Annotated in this window: 14 protein-coding genes; 12 read left to right on the top strand and 2 right to left on the bottom strand. The window is 59.9% G+C overall.

What is annotated here, in order from left to right; genetic code table 11:
- Positions 1-16: 16 nt before the first annotated feature.
- The 7 genes from ctaD (at position 17) to AC2A6O_RS19260 (ending at position 5,642) form a co-directional block, all read left to right on the top strand.
- Complete coding sequence (ctaD, locus tag AC2A6O_RS19290) at positions 17-1,612, top strand: cytochrome c oxidase subunit I (protein ID WP_148585225.1); 1,596 nt, start codon at positions 17-19, stop codon at positions 1,610-1,612.
- A 150-nt stretch (positions 1,613-1,762) separates the two neighbouring features.
- Complete coding sequence (locus AC2A6O_RS19285) at positions 1,763-2,698, top strand: heme o synthase (RefSeq protein WP_498929508.1); 936 nt, start codon at positions 1,763-1,765, stop codon at positions 2,696-2,698.
- A gap of 4 nt (positions 2,699-2,702) precedes the next feature.
- A complete protein-coding gene (locus AC2A6O_RS19280; protein WP_162855043.1) occupies positions 2,703-2,864 on the top strand; it encodes a cytochrome c oxidase system small membrane protein in 162 nt (53 codons plus the stop codon).
- A gap of 10 nt (positions 2,865-2,874) precedes the next feature.
- Positions 2,875-3,483, top strand: a complete 609-nt coding sequence (locus AC2A6O_RS19275; protein WP_498929505.1) for a cytochrome c oxidase assembly protein — start codon at positions 2,875-2,877, stop codon at positions 3,481-3,483.
- A 45-nt stretch (positions 3,484-3,528) separates the two neighbouring features.
- Positions 3,529-4,401, top strand: coding sequence for a cytochrome c oxidase subunit 3 (locus AC2A6O_RS19270; RefSeq protein WP_148585223.1), 873 nt, complete (start codon positions 3,529-3,531; stop codon positions 4,399-4,401).
- 83 nt (positions 4,402-4,484) lie between these two features.
- Positions 4,485-4,877, top strand: coding sequence for a DUF983 domain-containing protein (locus AC2A6O_RS19265; protein WP_148585222.1), 393 nt, complete (start codon positions 4,485-4,487; stop codon positions 4,875-4,877).
- Between the two features lie 27 nt (positions 4,878-4,904).
- Positions 4,905-5,642 (top strand): SURF1 family protein, encoded by a 738-nt coding sequence (locus AC2A6O_RS19260; protein ID WP_148585221.1) that lies wholly within the window; start codon positions 4,905-4,907, stop codon positions 5,640-5,642.
- A gap of 205 nt (positions 5,643-5,847) precedes the next feature.
- On the opposite strand, the gene AC2A6O_RS19255 is transcribed toward AC2A6O_RS19260, so the two are convergent.
- Together AC2A6O_RS19255 and AC2A6O_RS19250 are read right to left on the bottom strand one after the other, a co-directional pair.
- The gene (locus AC2A6O_RS19255) at positions 5,848-6,336 is read right to left on the bottom strand and encodes a peroxiredoxin (RefSeq protein WP_148585220.1); all 489 of its coding nucleotides are present in this window, start codon (positions 6,334-6,336) and stop codon (positions 5,848-5,850) included.
- 145 nt (positions 6,337-6,481) lie between these two features.
- On the bottom strand, positions 6,482-7,303 hold the full coding sequence (locus AC2A6O_RS19250; RefSeq protein WP_498929502.1) for a protein-disulfide reductase DsbD domain-containing protein: 822 nt from the start codon (positions 7,301-7,303) through the stop codon (positions 6,482-6,484).
- Positions 7,304-7,487: 184 nt separating this feature from the next.
- Between AC2A6O_RS19250 and AC2A6O_RS19245 the strand changes: the two genes are divergently transcribed.
- The 5 genes from AC2A6O_RS19245 (at position 7,488) to AC2A6O_RS19225 (ending at position 14,623) form a co-directional block, all read left to right on the top strand.
- On the top strand, positions 7,488-8,084 hold the full coding sequence (locus tag AC2A6O_RS19245) for a YqgE/AlgH family protein (RefSeq protein ID WP_498929500.1): 597 nt from the start codon (positions 7,488-7,490) through the stop codon (positions 8,082-8,084).
- Between the two features lie 229 nt (positions 8,085-8,313).
- Complete coding sequence (gene thrC, locus AC2A6O_RS19240) at positions 8,314-9,720, top strand: threonine synthase (RefSeq protein WP_148585217.1); 1,407 nt, start codon at positions 8,314-8,316, stop codon at positions 9,718-9,720.
- A gap of 4 nt (positions 9,721-9,724) precedes the next feature.
- Positions 9,725-11,014: a M16 family metallopeptidase gene (locus AC2A6O_RS19235; protein ID WP_148585216.1), complete on the top strand. Its 1,290-nt coding sequence runs from the start codon at positions 9,725-9,727 to the stop codon at positions 11,012-11,014.
- Between the two features lie 29 nt (positions 11,015-11,043).
- A complete protein-coding gene (locus AC2A6O_RS19230; RefSeq protein WP_148585215.1) occupies positions 11,044-11,682 on the top strand; it encodes a GNAT family N-acetyltransferase in 639 nt (212 codons plus the stop codon).
- Between the two features lie 31 nt (positions 11,683-11,713).
- Positions 11,714-14,623 (top strand): EAL domain-containing protein, encoded by a 2,910-nt coding sequence (locus AC2A6O_RS19225; protein WP_498929496.1) that lies wholly within the window; start codon positions 11,714-11,716, stop codon positions 14,621-14,623.
- The last annotated feature ends 134 nt before the right edge of the window (positions 14,624-14,757 follow it).

The raw sequence follows: 14,757 nt of genomic DNA, 5'->3' as shown, positions 1-14,757 counted from the left end.
AAAGAGGGAGCCCAAAATGGCTGCGACCGAAGCACATGCGGCACATGGCCATCCGACCGGATGGCGCCGCTGGGTCTATTCGACCAACCACAAGGACATCGGTATCATGTACCTGATGTTCGCTATTATGGCAGGTATCGTTGGCGGCGCGCTCAGCGTCGGCATGCGGATGGAACTTCAGGAACCGGGGATGCAGATCTTCGGCGATCCGCACCTGTTCAACGTGTTCACCACCGCTCACGGCCTGATCATGATCTTCTTCATGGTGATGCCGGCCATGATCGGCGGTTACGCCAACTACTTCGTGCCGATCATGATCGGTGCGCCGGACATGGCGTTCCCGCGGATGAACAACATTTCCTTCTGGCTGCTTCCGCCGGCCTTCCTGCTGCTCCTTCTTTCCCTCTTCGTTGAAGGTCCTCCGGGTTCCAACGGCGTCGGTGGTGGCTGGACCATCTATCCGCCGCTGTCCACCTCCGGTCAGCCCGGACCGGCAATGGACCTGGCGATCCTGGCCCTGCATATCGCAGGTGCTTCCTCGATCCTCGGTGCCATCAACTTCATCACGACCATCTTCAACATGCGCGCGCCGGGCATGACCCTGCACAAGATGCCGCTGTTTGCCTGGTCCGTGCTGATCACCGCGTTCCTGCTGCTCTTGTCTCTGCCGGTTCTGGCTGGTGCCATCACCATGCTGCTGACCGACCGTAACTTCGGCACAACGTTCTTTGCACCTGCCGGTGGCGGTGACCCGATCCTGTTCCAGCACCTGTTCTGGTTCTTCGGTCACCCGGAAGTGTACATTCTGATCCTGCCGGGCTTCGGCATCATCAGCCACATCATTTCCACGTTCTCGCGCAAGCCGATCTTCGGTTACCTGGGCATGGCCTACGCCATGGTCGCCATCGGGGTCGTCGGCTTCATCGTGTGGGCGCACCACATGTACACCGTCGGCATGTCTTCCGAGACGCAGGCCTACTTCGTGGCTGCCACCATGGTGATCGCGGTTCCGACCGGCGTGAAGATCTTCTCCTGGATTGCGACCATGTGGGGTGGGGCCATCGAGTTCCGCACGCCGATGGTCTGGGCAATCGGCTTCATCTTCCTGTTCACCGTTGGTGGTGTGACGGGTGTGCAGCTTGCCAACGCCGGTCTCGACCGTTCGTTCCACGACACCTACTACGTGGTTGCTCACTTCCACTACGTGTTGTCGCTGGGGGCCGTGTTCGCAATCTTTGCGGCCTGGTACTACTGGTTCCCGAAAATGTTCGGCTACATGTATAACGAGACGATCGGCAAGGCCCATTTCTGGATCACCTTCGTGGGCGTGAACCTGGTGTTCTTCCCGCAGCACTTCCTGGGTCTGAACGGCATGCCGCGCCGCTATGTCGACTATCCGGATGCGTTTGCCGGCTGGAACTTCGTATCGTCCATCGGTTCTTACATCTCGGCCTTTGCGGTTCTGGTGTTCCTCTTCGGTATCTTCGAAGCGTTCTCCAAGAAGCGCGTTGCCGGTAACAACCCGTGGGGCGAAGGCGCAACGACCCTGGAGTGGACCCTGTCTTCTCCGCCGCCGTTCCACCAGTTCGAGACTCTGCCGCGCATCAAGTAATTCGCGGCGGGAGGTTCGCCTCCCGGTCAAGATCAGCACCGCGCCGGTTGCCGGCGCGGTGCTCACTTTCAGGAAAACTGCCGGGCCATGTGCAACCGGAATCGCGATCCTGGGATCGCGGACGAAAACAAGAACTTGAAGGAAGCGCCTATGTCGCTCGTTGAGCGCCAGGATATGATGAACCAGGAAACCGCCGTCTGGAACGGTGGCATGGGATCGGTGAGCGACTATGTGGCGCTCCTGAAGCCGCGTGTGATGTCCCTGGTTATCTTCACCGCTTTTGTCGGCCTGATGCTGGCACCTGGAACCGTGCATCCGGTGCTCGGGGTTGTCGCGATCCTGTGTATTGCTATCGGTGCGGGTGCTTCCGGCGCTCTCAACATGTGGTACGACGCCGACATCGATGAAGTCATGACGCGGACCCGCAAGCGGCCGATCCCGGCCGGCAAGGTCACGCGCGACGAAGCGCTGGCCTTCGGTGTGACGCTGTCCATCGGTTCGGTGGTCTTGCTTGGCCTTCTGGTCAACTGGTTTGCCGGGGCGTTTCTGGCCTTCACCATTTTCTTCTACGTGGTCGTCTATTCGATGTGGCTGAAGCGCTCGACGCCGCAGAACATCGTCATCGGCGGCGCTGCGGGCGCGTTCCCTCCGATGATCGGCTGGGCATCGGTTACCGGCAGCGTCAGCCTGGAAAGCTTCGTGCTGTTCCTGATTATCTTCATGTGGACGCCACCGCACTTCTGGGCGCTGGCACTGGTCAAGAATGGCGACTATCAGGCCGCCAAGATCCCGATGCTGCCTGTGGTCGCTGGCGAGACCGTGACACGGCATCATATTCTTGCCTATGCCGTTCTGCTGGCCCCTATCGGTGTCGCGCCTTACCTTCTTGGCTTTGCCAGCCCCGTTTACGGGGTGGCGGCAGCGGTTCTGAGCGCCATCTTCGTCGGTCTGTCGTTCGACGTCTGGCGCAAGCGGGAAGGCGACCCGGCCAAGGCTGCCTGCTGGCGTCTATTCAAGTTCTCGATCTTTTACCTGTTCATGCTGTTTGCCCTTCTTCTGGGCGAAAGCCTGATCGCAGGAGCGTGACGTGATGGCCGAGCAGGAAAAGGGCATTGCGCTCACTGAAGAACAGAAGAAGAAGCGCCGGTCGCGGTCGATTGCGATTGCCTGCGTGCTCGGCGGCCTCGTCGTGCTGTTCTATGTCGTGACCATCGTCAAAATGGGCCCCGATATTCTGAACCGGGCGCTTTGAGGGAGATCGCGTGAGCAACGGACAAGACACTTCCAACCTGTCACGCAGCAACCGCAAGGTCGCGGTGGTCTGCGTTGGCATGTTCATGTTCATGGTCGGGGCGGCCTACGCCGCTGTGCCGCTCTACAATCTTTTCTGCCGCGTCACCGGTTTTGGCGGCACCACGCAGGTTGCCACAGCCGAAAGCGACGTGATTCTCGACCGGAAGATCACCATTCGCTTCGACGGCAACGTCAATCACGAGCTGTCGTGGAAGTTCAAGCCGGTGCACCGCTCAGTCACGCTTCAGATGGGCGAAACCGCCCAGCTCGAATATGTGGCAACCAACACGGGTTCCGAGCGGTCTGTCGGAACGTCGACCTTTAACGTGTCGCCGCCGACGGCCGGAGCCTATTTCAACAAGCTGCAATGCTTCTGCTTCACCGAGCAGGCGCTGGAAAGCGGCGAGACTGTCGAAATGCCGGTCGTCTTCTTTGTCGACCCGGAAATGGACAAGGATCCTGAGCTGAAACACGTGAAGGAAATCACTTTGTCCTATACCTTCTTCCCGGTAGAACAACCGGAACGCCCTGTTGCAGCAAAGGCCGAGAAGGCCGAAGCTGAAACAAAAATTGAGTGATTGGCGCAGCCGCGCCTGAAATGAATGTCTTTGGGGAGCTTGCCGATGGCTGAGGCACATACCAAAAATCACGACTATCACCTGGTCGAACCAAGTCCGTGGCCGTTCATCGCATCTGTCGGTGCGTTCGTCATGGCGCTGGGTGCCATCGGCTTCATGAAATATGCTCAGGGAACCGAATTCGTTCTGCTTGGCATGAATCTTACCGGCTGGGGCCTTTTCGCCATCGGTTTGCTGATCGTCCTTTATGTGATGTTCGGCTGGTGGCGCGACACCATTCGCGAATCCGCTCAGGGTCACCACACGCGTGTGGTCTCGCTGCATCTGCGCTACGGCATGCTGCTGTTCATCGCTTCTGAAGTGATGTTCTTCGTTGCCTGGTTCTGGGCCTATTTCGATGCCTCGCTCTTCACCGGCGAAGCCATCCAGTATGCTCGCGTTGAGGCGACCGGCGGTCATTGGCCGCCCGCGGGTATCGAGACTTTCGACCCATGGCACCTGCCGCTGCTCAACACGCTGATCCTGCTGTGCTCCGGCACCACGGTCACCTGGGCGCACCATGCCCTGCTTCACGATGACCGCGAAGGTCTTAAATGGGGCCTGACCTTCACGGTTCTGCTCGGCGTTCTCTTCACCATCTGCCAGGTCTACGAATACACTCACGCTGCATTCGACTTCGGCGGCAACATCTATGGCGCGACCTTCTTCATGGCGACCGGGTTCCATGGTTTCCACGTGATTGTCGGAACCATCTTCCTGGCCGTCTGTCTGTTCCGCGCTCTGGCCGGGCAGTTCTCCGTCCAGAAGCATTTCGGTTTCGAAGCAGCTGCCTGGTACTGGCACTTCGTTGACGTCGTCTGGCTGTTCCTGTTCGTCTCCATCTATATCTGGGGCGCAGGCACACCGGCCGCTCACTAGGTTCGCGCCAGATCGGCACGAACAACGCCCGATCCGGTCCCCGGATCGGGCGTTTCCATTTTCGCTGAAGCTTGAGGCACACCATGGAAGACAAGGCGCATTTCCCACCGGTCAATCCGGTTTCTGCAGGCCTGTCGGGCAAGTGTCCGCGCTGTGGCCAGGGCAAGCTTTTTGACGGTTTCCTCAGCGTCAAGAAATCCTGCATGGCTTGCGGACTTGACTATTCCTTTGCCGACAGTGGCGATGGCCCGGCGGTATTTGTCATCATGATCGTCGGTTTCATCGTCGTAGGCCTGGTGCTTTTCGTTGAGCTGTCCTACCAGCCCCCGATCTGGGTACACCTGATCCTCTGGTTGCCGCTTACGGTCATTCTGGCCGGCGGCGTGCTGCGGCCTTTGAAGGGCCTGATGATCGCGCTTCAGTTCCGCCACAAGGCCGCCGAAGGCCAACTGGACAACGGCAAGGACAACACCTGACCGGGCTGGACCCGGGAAGACAATCCCATGCGTAAACTCATTATTCCGACGCTTGCCGCCATCGCGGCACTGGCGGTTCTGCTCAATCTGGGTTTCTGGCAGCTCGACCGGCTGGCCTGGAAAGAAAACCTGATCGACCAGGTAGAGGCCGGCCTCACGAGCCCGCCGAAGCCCGCACCCGAACCCAAAAACTGGGCGAACCTTTCGTCCTCGGACGACTATGAGCGCGTCAGGCTCAGCGGTCGTTTCCTGGAAGGTGCGGTCTTTTATTACACCGCATTGAGCGAACCGGCCGGAGCCGTGGGTGGTCCGGGCGTAATGGTCTATGCACCTTTTGAAACGGATCAGGAGTGGGTTGTCCTGGTCAACCGCGGGTTCCTGCCGCAAGGTCTCGACAAGTCCTTGCGCCAGCAGGCTATCGTGCCGCCGGATGGCGCATGGGAGCTGACGGGATTGCTGCGGCTAAGCGAAAAGCCCAACTGGACGACGCCGGAACCGGGCAAGGAAGATCGTATCTGGTTCGCGCGCGACACGGACGCCATGGCTGCCGAACTGGGGCTCGATCCGACGAAACTGGCGCCCTACAGCATCGATCTCGACGCTTCCTTCACGCCGCCTTCCGGCCTGCCTCAGGCGGGTGAAACCATCGTTCGCTTCAAGAACGACCACCTTGGCTACGCGCTGACCTGGTTCGGTCTCGCCGCGACGCTGATCGGTGTCTACCTGACCTACGCTGCAAGCATCCTGTGGCCGCGCAAACGATAGGCGCGTGAAAAGTTGACCAAGTTGGTGGTGCTGGTGGGGTATTGACGCGAAAGAATGCGGCTCCGGCGGTTGGAGAAAAGCCAGTCTCTCCGTCGTCAAACCGGATCACCAGGTCGCTGTGTCCGGGATGGCCTGCTGAGGAGGGGAAGCAAAAAAGGGCCCCGCAGGGCCCTTCGTCGTTTCATTTGAAAGCCTTGCGACAAGCTTAGCCAAGTGCTTCCAGAATAGCGGCAGCGCCGGATTTCACGGCTTCGCCCGGTTCATCTTCGATGGCCATGAAGGTCACGACGCCGTCTTTTGCGATCAGCGCAAAGCGCTGTGAACGCAGGTGACCGAAAATCGGTGCCGGGCCAAGGCCCAGACCGGCAGCTTCCACGAAAGCGGCGCCCGTGTCGGACAGGAAGGTGATGCTGTCACCGGCATTGGAGGCCTTCTTCCACGCATCCATGACGAACACATCGTTGACGGACAGGACCGCGATTGTATCGACGCCCTTGTTCTTCAGGGTTTCCGCATGCTCGATGAAACCGGGCAGGTGGTTCATGTGGCAGGTCGGGGTGAAGGCTCCGGGAACACCGAAAAGAACAACGGTTTTGCCGGATGTCAGGTCGCCGGTCGACATTTCGCCGGGGCCGTCCGCGGTCATGATGTTGAACGTTGCTTCAGGAAGACGATCCCCAACAGAAAGTGTCATAATGAATATCCCTTGATTGTCCGGCTGCAACGACATGGCAGCCTCGCGACACAGATAGGGCTTGTTAGGCCATCCGTCGAGGGAGGTTCGGGCAAAAGCGTTTCGGTGGTGCAGTAGGTGCCTTGGACGTTCCAGGAACCAAAGCCTAGTTCAGCCAATCCGGGTCTATTGCAAAAAGCTGCTCGACCGCGCGGCCATCCGAAGACAGCACAAGGCGCAAGTCGGCATCGCTATCCGTCGTTTTCATGCCTTTGAGCGAAAGGCGCCAGACATGACTGCCGCTGCTCTGCCCGGTGTGTTTCGGCAGGCCGATGTAGGACCCCTCGGGAGCTGCTGCAAAAAGATCGGGAGAGGTGTTTTCAGGTGCCTGAACCTCAATGTCCAGCGCATCGCCGTCGGCTGACAGCGTGACGGACTTGATCTGAAGGTCCTCTGAAGGGGCGGCGTCTGGTACGGCGTCAAGATCCCGCGCAATCAGCGTCTGGGCAAGACTGTCGGTCTCGCCATCGGGTGCCAGATCCAGCGTCAGGGTCGCGTCTCCGGGGACGCAGATCTCGTTGCAGATGCCGAAAAAGACATCCAGCGACAGCGTCACCGGCTGGTCCGGGGCTTCCGGTTCGATCCGTAGCGGCAAAACAATGCCGTTATGATAGACGATCGATTCCGAAAAACCGTCGTCATATCGCTCCGGCACGGGAAAGAGCACTTCCTTTGACTTGAGGTTCGCGCTTGCCGACGTGTCTATCTGCGGCGGAATGCCCGCTTCTCCGGGATAACGCCAATAGGTGTGCCATCCCGGCTCGAGCATGAATTCCAGCCCGGCTTCATAGTGGCCGTCCTTCATGGGACCGGATGCGATCAGCCTGACGGCCCCTCCCTGGACTTCCGTCCAGCCGGTCATGGCGGCATGGGCGGGTGGGGCAAGGACGGCAAGAGCGAGCGCAAAGGCGATGACAGAGCGTTTCATGTCCTCTCTGCTACACGAGTTTCAGGCAAGCGTCATCGGTCAGGGCGGGCAATTCAGGTCATATCCTTGTGACGGTGAGTTGAGCCGGACGCCATGCGGAGGCACAAACAGACATTAACAAAGCTTCTTAAAGGAGCTATGCTTTTTTCCAAGGCAAAGAGCGTCAACAGAAAACGAGGTTTGCATGTCCGAAGCAGCAGCAACAGAATCCCTTGAAGGTCAGTTTCTGATTGCAATGCCGGGCATGTCAGACAATCGGTTCGAACACTCTGTCATTTATCTGTGCTCTCATTCCGAGCAGGGTGCCATGGGCATCGTGGTGAACCAGGTGGCGCGTCACCTTTCTCTGGAAGAGCTTCTGATCCAGCTTGATATCGTCAACGACGACGGCGCCATTCGCCTGCCGCCGAAGGTTCGCGACATGAGCGTGCACAAGGGCGGGCCGGTCGAGGTCGAGCGTGGCTTCGTGCTTCATAGCGACGATTTCATGCTGAACCAGTCGACCCTGACCATCGACAACGGCATTTGCCTGACGGCCACACTGGAGATCCTGCGGGCGCTCGCACAAGGTGAGGGCCCGGCCCAGGCCATGCTGGCGCTCGGCTATGCCGGGTGGGCGCCGGGGCAGCTTGAAACCGAAATCCAGGCCAACGGCTGGCTGACTGCACCGGCCGATCCCGAAATCCTGTTCGACCGGGCTTCCGACAAGAAATGGCATCGCGCGCTTACCAGCATGGGGATCGACCCTGCCATGCTCTACGCCGATGCCGGGCACGCCTGAGCGCGTCAGCCCCGTGATCGGTTTCGGGAAACTGTCTCTCCGAGGTCATCATTTTAACCAAAAGCGACTTGCGCTTGAATGTTATGGCGCGTAAGTCGCATCAATGGCATGGTTTGTTTCAAATTTGCTGGAATTCAAGTAGGCTGATCTTTCTCGCATCAGAGGTCTGGCAAGCAGGCAGGGGACGCGGGCGTCCCGCGACAAAAAAAAGCAAGAGGAACGTTGCGCGGTGAAATACATCAGTACGCGTGGTGAAGCACCAGTTCTGGAATTTTCCGATGTCCTGCTCCAGGGGCTCGCACGCGACGGCGGACTTTACTTACCAGAAACCTGGCCGCAATTTGATGCCGATACCATCGCGTCTTTCGCCGGAAAGCCCTATCAGGATGTTGCCTTTCAGGTCATTTCGCCTTTCGTGGGCACTGCCATTCCCGAAGACGATCTGAAGTCCATGATCGCAGAAGCCTATGAGGGCTTCCGCCACCCGGCCGTCACACCGCTGGTCCAGACGGCATCCAACACCTTCATTCTGGAACTCTTCCACGGGCCGACGCTGGCGTTCAAGGACGTTGCGATGCAGTTGCTCGGCCGGATGATGGATTATGTCCTGAGCAAACGCGACCTGCGGGCGACCATCGTCGGCGCGACGTCGGGCGATACCGGCGGTGCAGCCATCGAAGCCTTCCGCGGGCGTGAGCGCACCGATATCTTCATTCTGTTCCCCGACGGGCGCGTTTCCAGCGTGCAGCGCCGCCAGATGACGACACCGGCGGAAAAGAATGTCCATGCCCTGGCTCTGAACGGCAATTTCGACGATTGCCAAGCGATCCTGAAAGGCATGTTCAACCATTTTTCATTCCGCGACAGGGTGGCCCTGTCCGGTGTCAATTCGATCAACTGGGCGCGTATTCTGGCGCAGATCGTCTATTACTTCGTTGCAGGCGCTGCCCTTGGCGCGCCGCACCGGAAGATCTCGTTCACGGTGCCGACCGGCAACTTCGGCGATATCTTCGCCGGCTATGCCGCCATGAAGATGGGGCTTCCCGTCGAAAAGCTGGTGGTGGCAACCAACGTCAACGACATCCTGGCGCGGACACTTGAAACCGGCCGCTACGAAAAGCGCGGCGTGACACCGACCATTTCTCCGTCGATGGACATTCAGGTCTCTTCCAATTTCGAACGGCTTCTGGCCGAAGTCTGCGGCCGCGATGGTGGGACTGTTCGCCGGATGATGAACCAGTTGAACCAGTCCGGCAGTTTCGAGATAGAAGAAGGCCCGCTCCGCGAGATGCGTGCGATCTTCGGGGCTGGGCGCTGCAACGAGGACGAAACGGCAGCGACCATTGCCGAGACCTGGAACGAGGCTGGCTATCTTCTGGACCCGCATACGGCAATCGGCGTTCATGTGGCGAAAAGCCAGGATACGGGCGAGACACCGATGGTGGTGTTGGGCACCGCCCATCCGGCCAAATTCCCGGATGCGGTGGAAAAGGCATCAGGAAACCGGCCGGAGCTGCCGGACAACCTGAAAGACATGATGAATGCGGAGGAGCGCCAGCAGGTTCTGGCGGCGGAACAGGGCGTGGTGGAGCGATACATCGAAGATCACGCCCGGGCCGTTACTGCTGGGGTGTGAGCATATGAAAGTACAAACAACAATTCTCGACAACGGGATGACGGTCGTCACCGACCAGATGCCTCATTTGAAAACGGCGGCTCTTGGCGTGTGGGTGCGCACCGGTTCGCGTGCGGAAGCGGTGCATCAGAACGGGATAACCCATCTGCTGGAGCATATGGCCTTCAAGGGAACCAAGTCCCGGACGGCCCGCGGCATTGCCGAGGAGATCGAGGCCGTCGGGGGTGAGCTGAACGCCTCCACCAGCATCGAACACACCAATTACTACGCGCGTATCCTGGCCGAAGACACGCCGCTTGCGGTCGATATTCTCGCCGACATCCTGCAGAATTCCACGTTCGATGCCCAGGAACTGACGCGCGAACAGCATGTGATCCTTCAGGAAATCGGCGCCTCCAACGACTCACCCGACGATCAGGCATTCGATCTGTTTCAGGAAACCGCCTGGCCGGAGCAGGCGATCGGGCGTCCGATCCTTGGAACGCCGGAAACGGTGCAGGGGTTCAATCGGGACGCGCTCAACGCCTATCTCGCAGATCGCTACCGGGCGCCGGACATGGTTCTGGCCGCTGCCGGGGCGGTCGATCACGACGAGCTCGTGGCTCTGGCGCGTGAAAAATTCGGCGGCTTCAGTTCCGAACCGGCGGCGCCGGAATCGGAAGCGCGGTACCGGGGCGGGGAAATCCTTCGGCCGAAGGATCTGATGGAAGCGCAGGTCCTGATCGGTTTCGAAGGCCAGCCTTACAGATCCGAGGACTACTACGCCATCCAGATCCTCGCGTCCGTTCTGGGCGGGGGCATGTCGTCTCGCCTGTTTCAGGAAATCCGCGAGAAACACGGCCTGTGCTACGCCATCTACAGCTTCCACTGGGCGTTCTCCGATACCGGCTTGTTCGGTCTGCATGCGGCCACCAGCCAGGAAGACCTTGCAGCTTTGATGCCGATGATCGTGGAAGAGCTGATCGCCGCGACGCAGACGATTACCGACGACGAAGTCGCCCGCTCCAGAGCGCAGATTCGTGCCGGCCTGATGATGGCGCTGGAAAGCCCGGCTGCACGGGCCGGACAGATCGCCCGCCAGATCCTGGTGCACAACCGTGTGCTCGTTCCCGATGAGATTTCCTCGAAGATCGAAGCCGTGACGGCTGCCGATATCCGCAGGGTCGCCCACAAGACCTTTGTAGGCACGGTGCCGACGCTGACGGCGATTGGCCCGGTAGACGGTATCATGACTGCGGACGAACTCGCCGGACGGCTTCAGCAAAGCCCGGTCCTGCGGGCTGCGTCCATGTAAGGCAGGCAGAGCAAGGCGGAGAGTGGGGCATGGCGCTGTTACGGCCGGGAGCATCACCTGACGCCGAACTTCTGATCGAGGCGGGAGGCTATTACCTCCGCCCGCCGATCATGTACGATTTCAAGCCCTGGGCGGAACTTCGCAGCGAAAGCCGGGGCTTCCTGAAACCCTGGGAACCGCTCTGGCCATCCGACGACCTGACCCGCACCGGTTTCCGCCGCCGCTTGCGCCGCTACGCGAAGGATCGCAAGGAAGGCCGCAGCCTGTCCTTTCTTCTGTTCCGCGCCCGCACAAACGAGATCCTCGGCGGCCTGACCCTCAGCAATATCCGCAGGGGCGTCAGCCAGACTGCGACACTCGGCTATTGGATGGGAGAACGACACGCGGGAAAAGGACATATGTCCTCGGCTGTTGCCATGATCTTGCCGTTTTGTTTCGACGTTTTGAACCTTCATCGTATTGAAGCGGCCTGTCTGCCAATCAACATGCCGTCCATCCGTCTGCTCGAAAATGCCGGGTTCCACCGGGAAGGCTACGCACGCAACTATCTGTTAATTAATGGGACCTGGCAGGATCACCTGCTGTTTGCCTGTTTGGCGGAAGACCATGCGTCACGACCTGAAAAGGTGGCACCGAGCGTCGAGGGAATCTTGAAAGAATTCTTGTGACATGCGCCACAACCCGGTACTTCTTCGCCCCATGTCGATTATGATACCGGATCCGATAAGAAGCGTGTTCAGAAACCTTGTCATTGCTCTGGCGTTGTTTGCAACGTTGCTTGGCAGCCTGCCCGCGCGGGCGCTGGAGCCGATCCCTGTTCCGATCGATGTCGAAGCGCTGGATATTACCAATTCCGTCGACCTGCATCGCGAGGCCGGAACCCGCCTGCAGGTGTCGACTGCGCCGGGTGCGGACGGCATCGTACGCCGCATCGAGGTTCCATCGCGTGAAGGCACCAACACAAACTGGGCGGTTTTCGCGCTGGCCAATACCAGCGATGAACAGATCGACCGGCTGATCGTTGCCCCCAACTACAAGCTGGTTGGCTCCGACCTGTTCTGGCCGGACCTTGGCTCCTCGCGCATCCTGGCGATCACACCGAGCCAGGGCATCGCCCCGGAACGCCAGAAAAGTCTTGAAGCCGATGTTTTCCTGGTAACGCTCGACCCGGGGTCCATCGTCACCTTCGTTGCGGAAATGACGACGCCGAACCTGCCGGAAATCAGGGTCTGGGAACCGGACGTTTACGAGGAAACCGTCAACGCCTACACGCTTTATCGGGGCATCATTCTGGGCATTTCCGGACTTCTGGCCCTGTTCCTCACCATCTTGTTCGTGGTCAAGGGCACGGTCATGTTCCCGGCCACCGCGGCGCTTGCCTGGTCGGTTCTGGCCTATCTGTGCATTGATTTCGGCTTCTGGGGCATGGTGTTCAATCTGGAAGGAGGCGGCAGCCAGCTTGCGCGCGCCTGTGCCGAGGTCATGCTCGCGGCCAGTTTGATCATCTTTCTCTACGCTTATCTCAATCTCAACCGCTGGAACATTCACTACTCTCATCTGGCTCTGACGACGCTGATCCTGATTCTGGGTCTGCTGGGCGTCGCCGTCTGGGACCCGTCGATTGCCGCCGGTATCGCCCGTCTGGCACTCGCTGTGATCGGCATTCTCGGCTTCGTCACCATCGCCGTGCTTGCCTTCCAGCGGTACGACCGCGCCATTCTTCTGATCCCAACCTGGTGCCTTCTGATGGCCTGGCTGGTCGGGGCGGCGATGACCGTGACCGGATATTTGTCCAACGACATCGTTCAGCCGGCCCTTGGCGGGGGACTCGTCCTTATCGTCTTGCTGATCGGCTTCACGGTGATGCAGCACGCCTTTGCCGGTGGTGCGATTGCGCAAGGCCTGATTTCCGATGTCGAACGCAAGGCCCTGGCCCTGACTGGGGCTGGCGATATCATCTGGGACTGGGACATCGACCGCGACCGCATCTACACGGGCAATGAGGTTGAGGACCTGCTCAACCTGAAGCGTGGCACCCTGGAAGGACCTGCGCGCGACTGGCTGGATATCCTCCATCCGCAGGATCGCGACCGGTTCCGGGCAACGCTGGACGCGGTCATCGATCAGCGCCGTGGCAAGGTAACGCAAACCTTCCGCCTGCGTTCCGAGGACGGCCATTTCCGCTGGTTCCGCCTGCGGGCCCGTCCGATTATCGGCTCCGATGGCGAGGTGATCCGCTGCGTCGGCACGCTGCTGGACGTGACCGAGGAACGCACGGCGGAAGAACGCCTGCTGCACGACGCCGTCCACGACAATCTGACCGGCCTGCCGAACCGGGAGCTGTTCGTTGACCGTTTGCGCACCAGCGTCATCCGGTCGCGAGCGGAGGAAACCACCAAGCCGACCTTGCTCGTGCTCAATCTGGACCGGTTCAAGCAGGTCAACGACAGCATCGGTCTGTCCGCCGGTGACAGCATTCTGCTGACGGTCGCCCGTCGGCTCGGCCGCCTCATCGGTCAGCAGGACACGCTCGGCCGCCTGTCCGGCGACCAATATGGCCTTGTTCTCCTGTCCGAGCAGGAGCCGGACCGGATCGTCGCGCTGGCGGATTCGCTTCGCAAGGCAGTCCGTGCTCCGATCACCTTCGGCGACCGCGAAATCTTCCTGACCTGCTCCGTTGGTATCGCCTTCTTCGAGGGCGGCAAGCAGGCGGTGGAGGACATGGTCACCAATGCGGAGATCGCGCTCAATCACGCCAAGCGTCTGGGGGGCGATCGCCAGGAAGTGTTCCGTCCGATCCTCCGCCCGCTGGACAAGAACATCATCGATCTGGAAGCCGATCTGCGTGAAGCGATCAAGAAGGAAACGCTTGGTGTCTATTTCCAGCCGATCATCCGGCTGGAAGACCAGTCCGTGGCCGGTTTCGAGGTGCTGGCGCGCTGGAACCACGCAAAGCGCGGCAAGATTTCGCCGTCGGAGTTCATTCCGGTCGCCGAACAGTCCGGCCTCATCAACGAGCTGGGCATCTACATGCTCGACAAGGGCGCGCAGCAGCTGGCCTTCTGGCAACGCGAGTTCCCGATGCCGCAGCCGCTGTTTGCGTCGGTCAATCTCTCGTCCCGCCAACTGCTGAAGCAGGATCTGATCAACGACGTGAAGGCGGTCCTGTCGAGGACGTCACTTACTCCGGGCACCTTGAAGCTGGAACTGACGGAATCGCTGGTCATGTCCAATCCGGAATATTCCGCCAAGGTGCTTGAGCGCCTGCGCGGGCTCGGTGCGGGCTTGTCGCTGGACGACTTCGGCACCGGGCATTCCTCGCTGTCCTATCTGCAGCGTTTCCCGTTCGACACGATCAAGATCGACCAGTCCTTCGTGAAACCGAACGGCTCGTCCGCGCGGCCCGTGCTGCTCAGGACAATCGTCGCGATGGGCCACGACCTGGGCATGTCGGTTGTCGCCGAAGGAGCGGAGAGCGAGAATGATGCGCTGGAGCTTTACCAGCTCGGCTGCGAATACGCTCAAGGCTTCTATTTCGGTGAAGCGGTAACGGCGGCGGAAGCCACCAAGATCCTGCGCAAGATGCCGGCGCAAGCCGAAACGGCTTGATGTTCCCCGGCATCTGTTTCTTCGGGTAATAGTGCCTTCTGGAACAATTGCGAGCGAACCTGCATTCCGCTCGCTCCTTGATGCCATTGGCTCTCCCTTGGCTGAGGCCTCGGGTAGGGGCGGTCATGGGATGG

The organism is Labrenzia sp. ATLA3 (assembly GCF_057180185.1).
This window is presented reverse-complemented; position numbering and strand designations above follow the sequence as displayed.

Coding starts and splice junctions, on each gene's coding strand:
- ctaD (WP_148585225.1), top strand. CDS start 17: ATGGCTGCGACCGAAGCACATGCGGCACATGGCCATCCGACCGGATGG.
- AC2A6O_RS19285 (WP_498929508.1), top strand. CDS start 1,763: ATGTCGCTCGTTGAGCGCCAGGATATGATGAACCAGGAAACCGCCGTC.
- AC2A6O_RS19280 (WP_162855043.1), top strand. CDS start 2,703: ATGGCCGAGCAGGAAAAGGGCATTGCGCTCACTGAAGAACAGAAGAAG.
- AC2A6O_RS19270 (WP_148585223.1), top strand. CDS start 3,529: ATGGCTGAGGCACATACCAAAAATCACGACTATCACCTGGTCGAACCA.
- AC2A6O_RS19265 (WP_148585222.1), top strand. CDS start 4,485: ATGGAAGACAAGGCGCATTTCCCACCGGTCAATCCGGTTTCTGCAGGC.
- AC2A6O_RS19260 (WP_148585221.1), top strand. CDS start 4,905: ATGCGTAAACTCATTATTCCGACGCTTGCCGCCATCGCGGCACTGGCG.
- AC2A6O_RS19255 (WP_148585220.1), bottom strand. CDS start 6,336: ATGACACTTTCTGTTGGGGATCGTCTTCCTGAAGCAACGTTCAACATC.
- AC2A6O_RS19250 (WP_498929502.1), bottom strand. CDS start 7,303: ATGAAACGCTCTGTCATCGCCTTTGCGCTCGCTCTTGCCGTCCTTGCC.
- AC2A6O_RS19245 (WP_498929500.1), top strand. CDS start 7,488: ATGTCCGAAGCAGCAGCAACAGAATCCCTTGAAGGTCAGTTTCTGATT.
- AC2A6O_RS19235 (WP_148585216.1), top strand. CDS start 9,725: ATGAAAGTACAAACAACAATTCTCGACAACGGGATGACGGTCGTCACC.
- AC2A6O_RS19230 (WP_148585215.1), top strand. CDS start 11,044: ATGGCGCTGTTACGGCCGGGAGCATCACCTGACGCCGAACTTCTGATC.
- AC2A6O_RS19225 (WP_498929496.1), top strand. CDS start 11,714: ATGTCGATTATGATACCGGATCCGATAAGAAGCGTGTTCAGAAACCTT.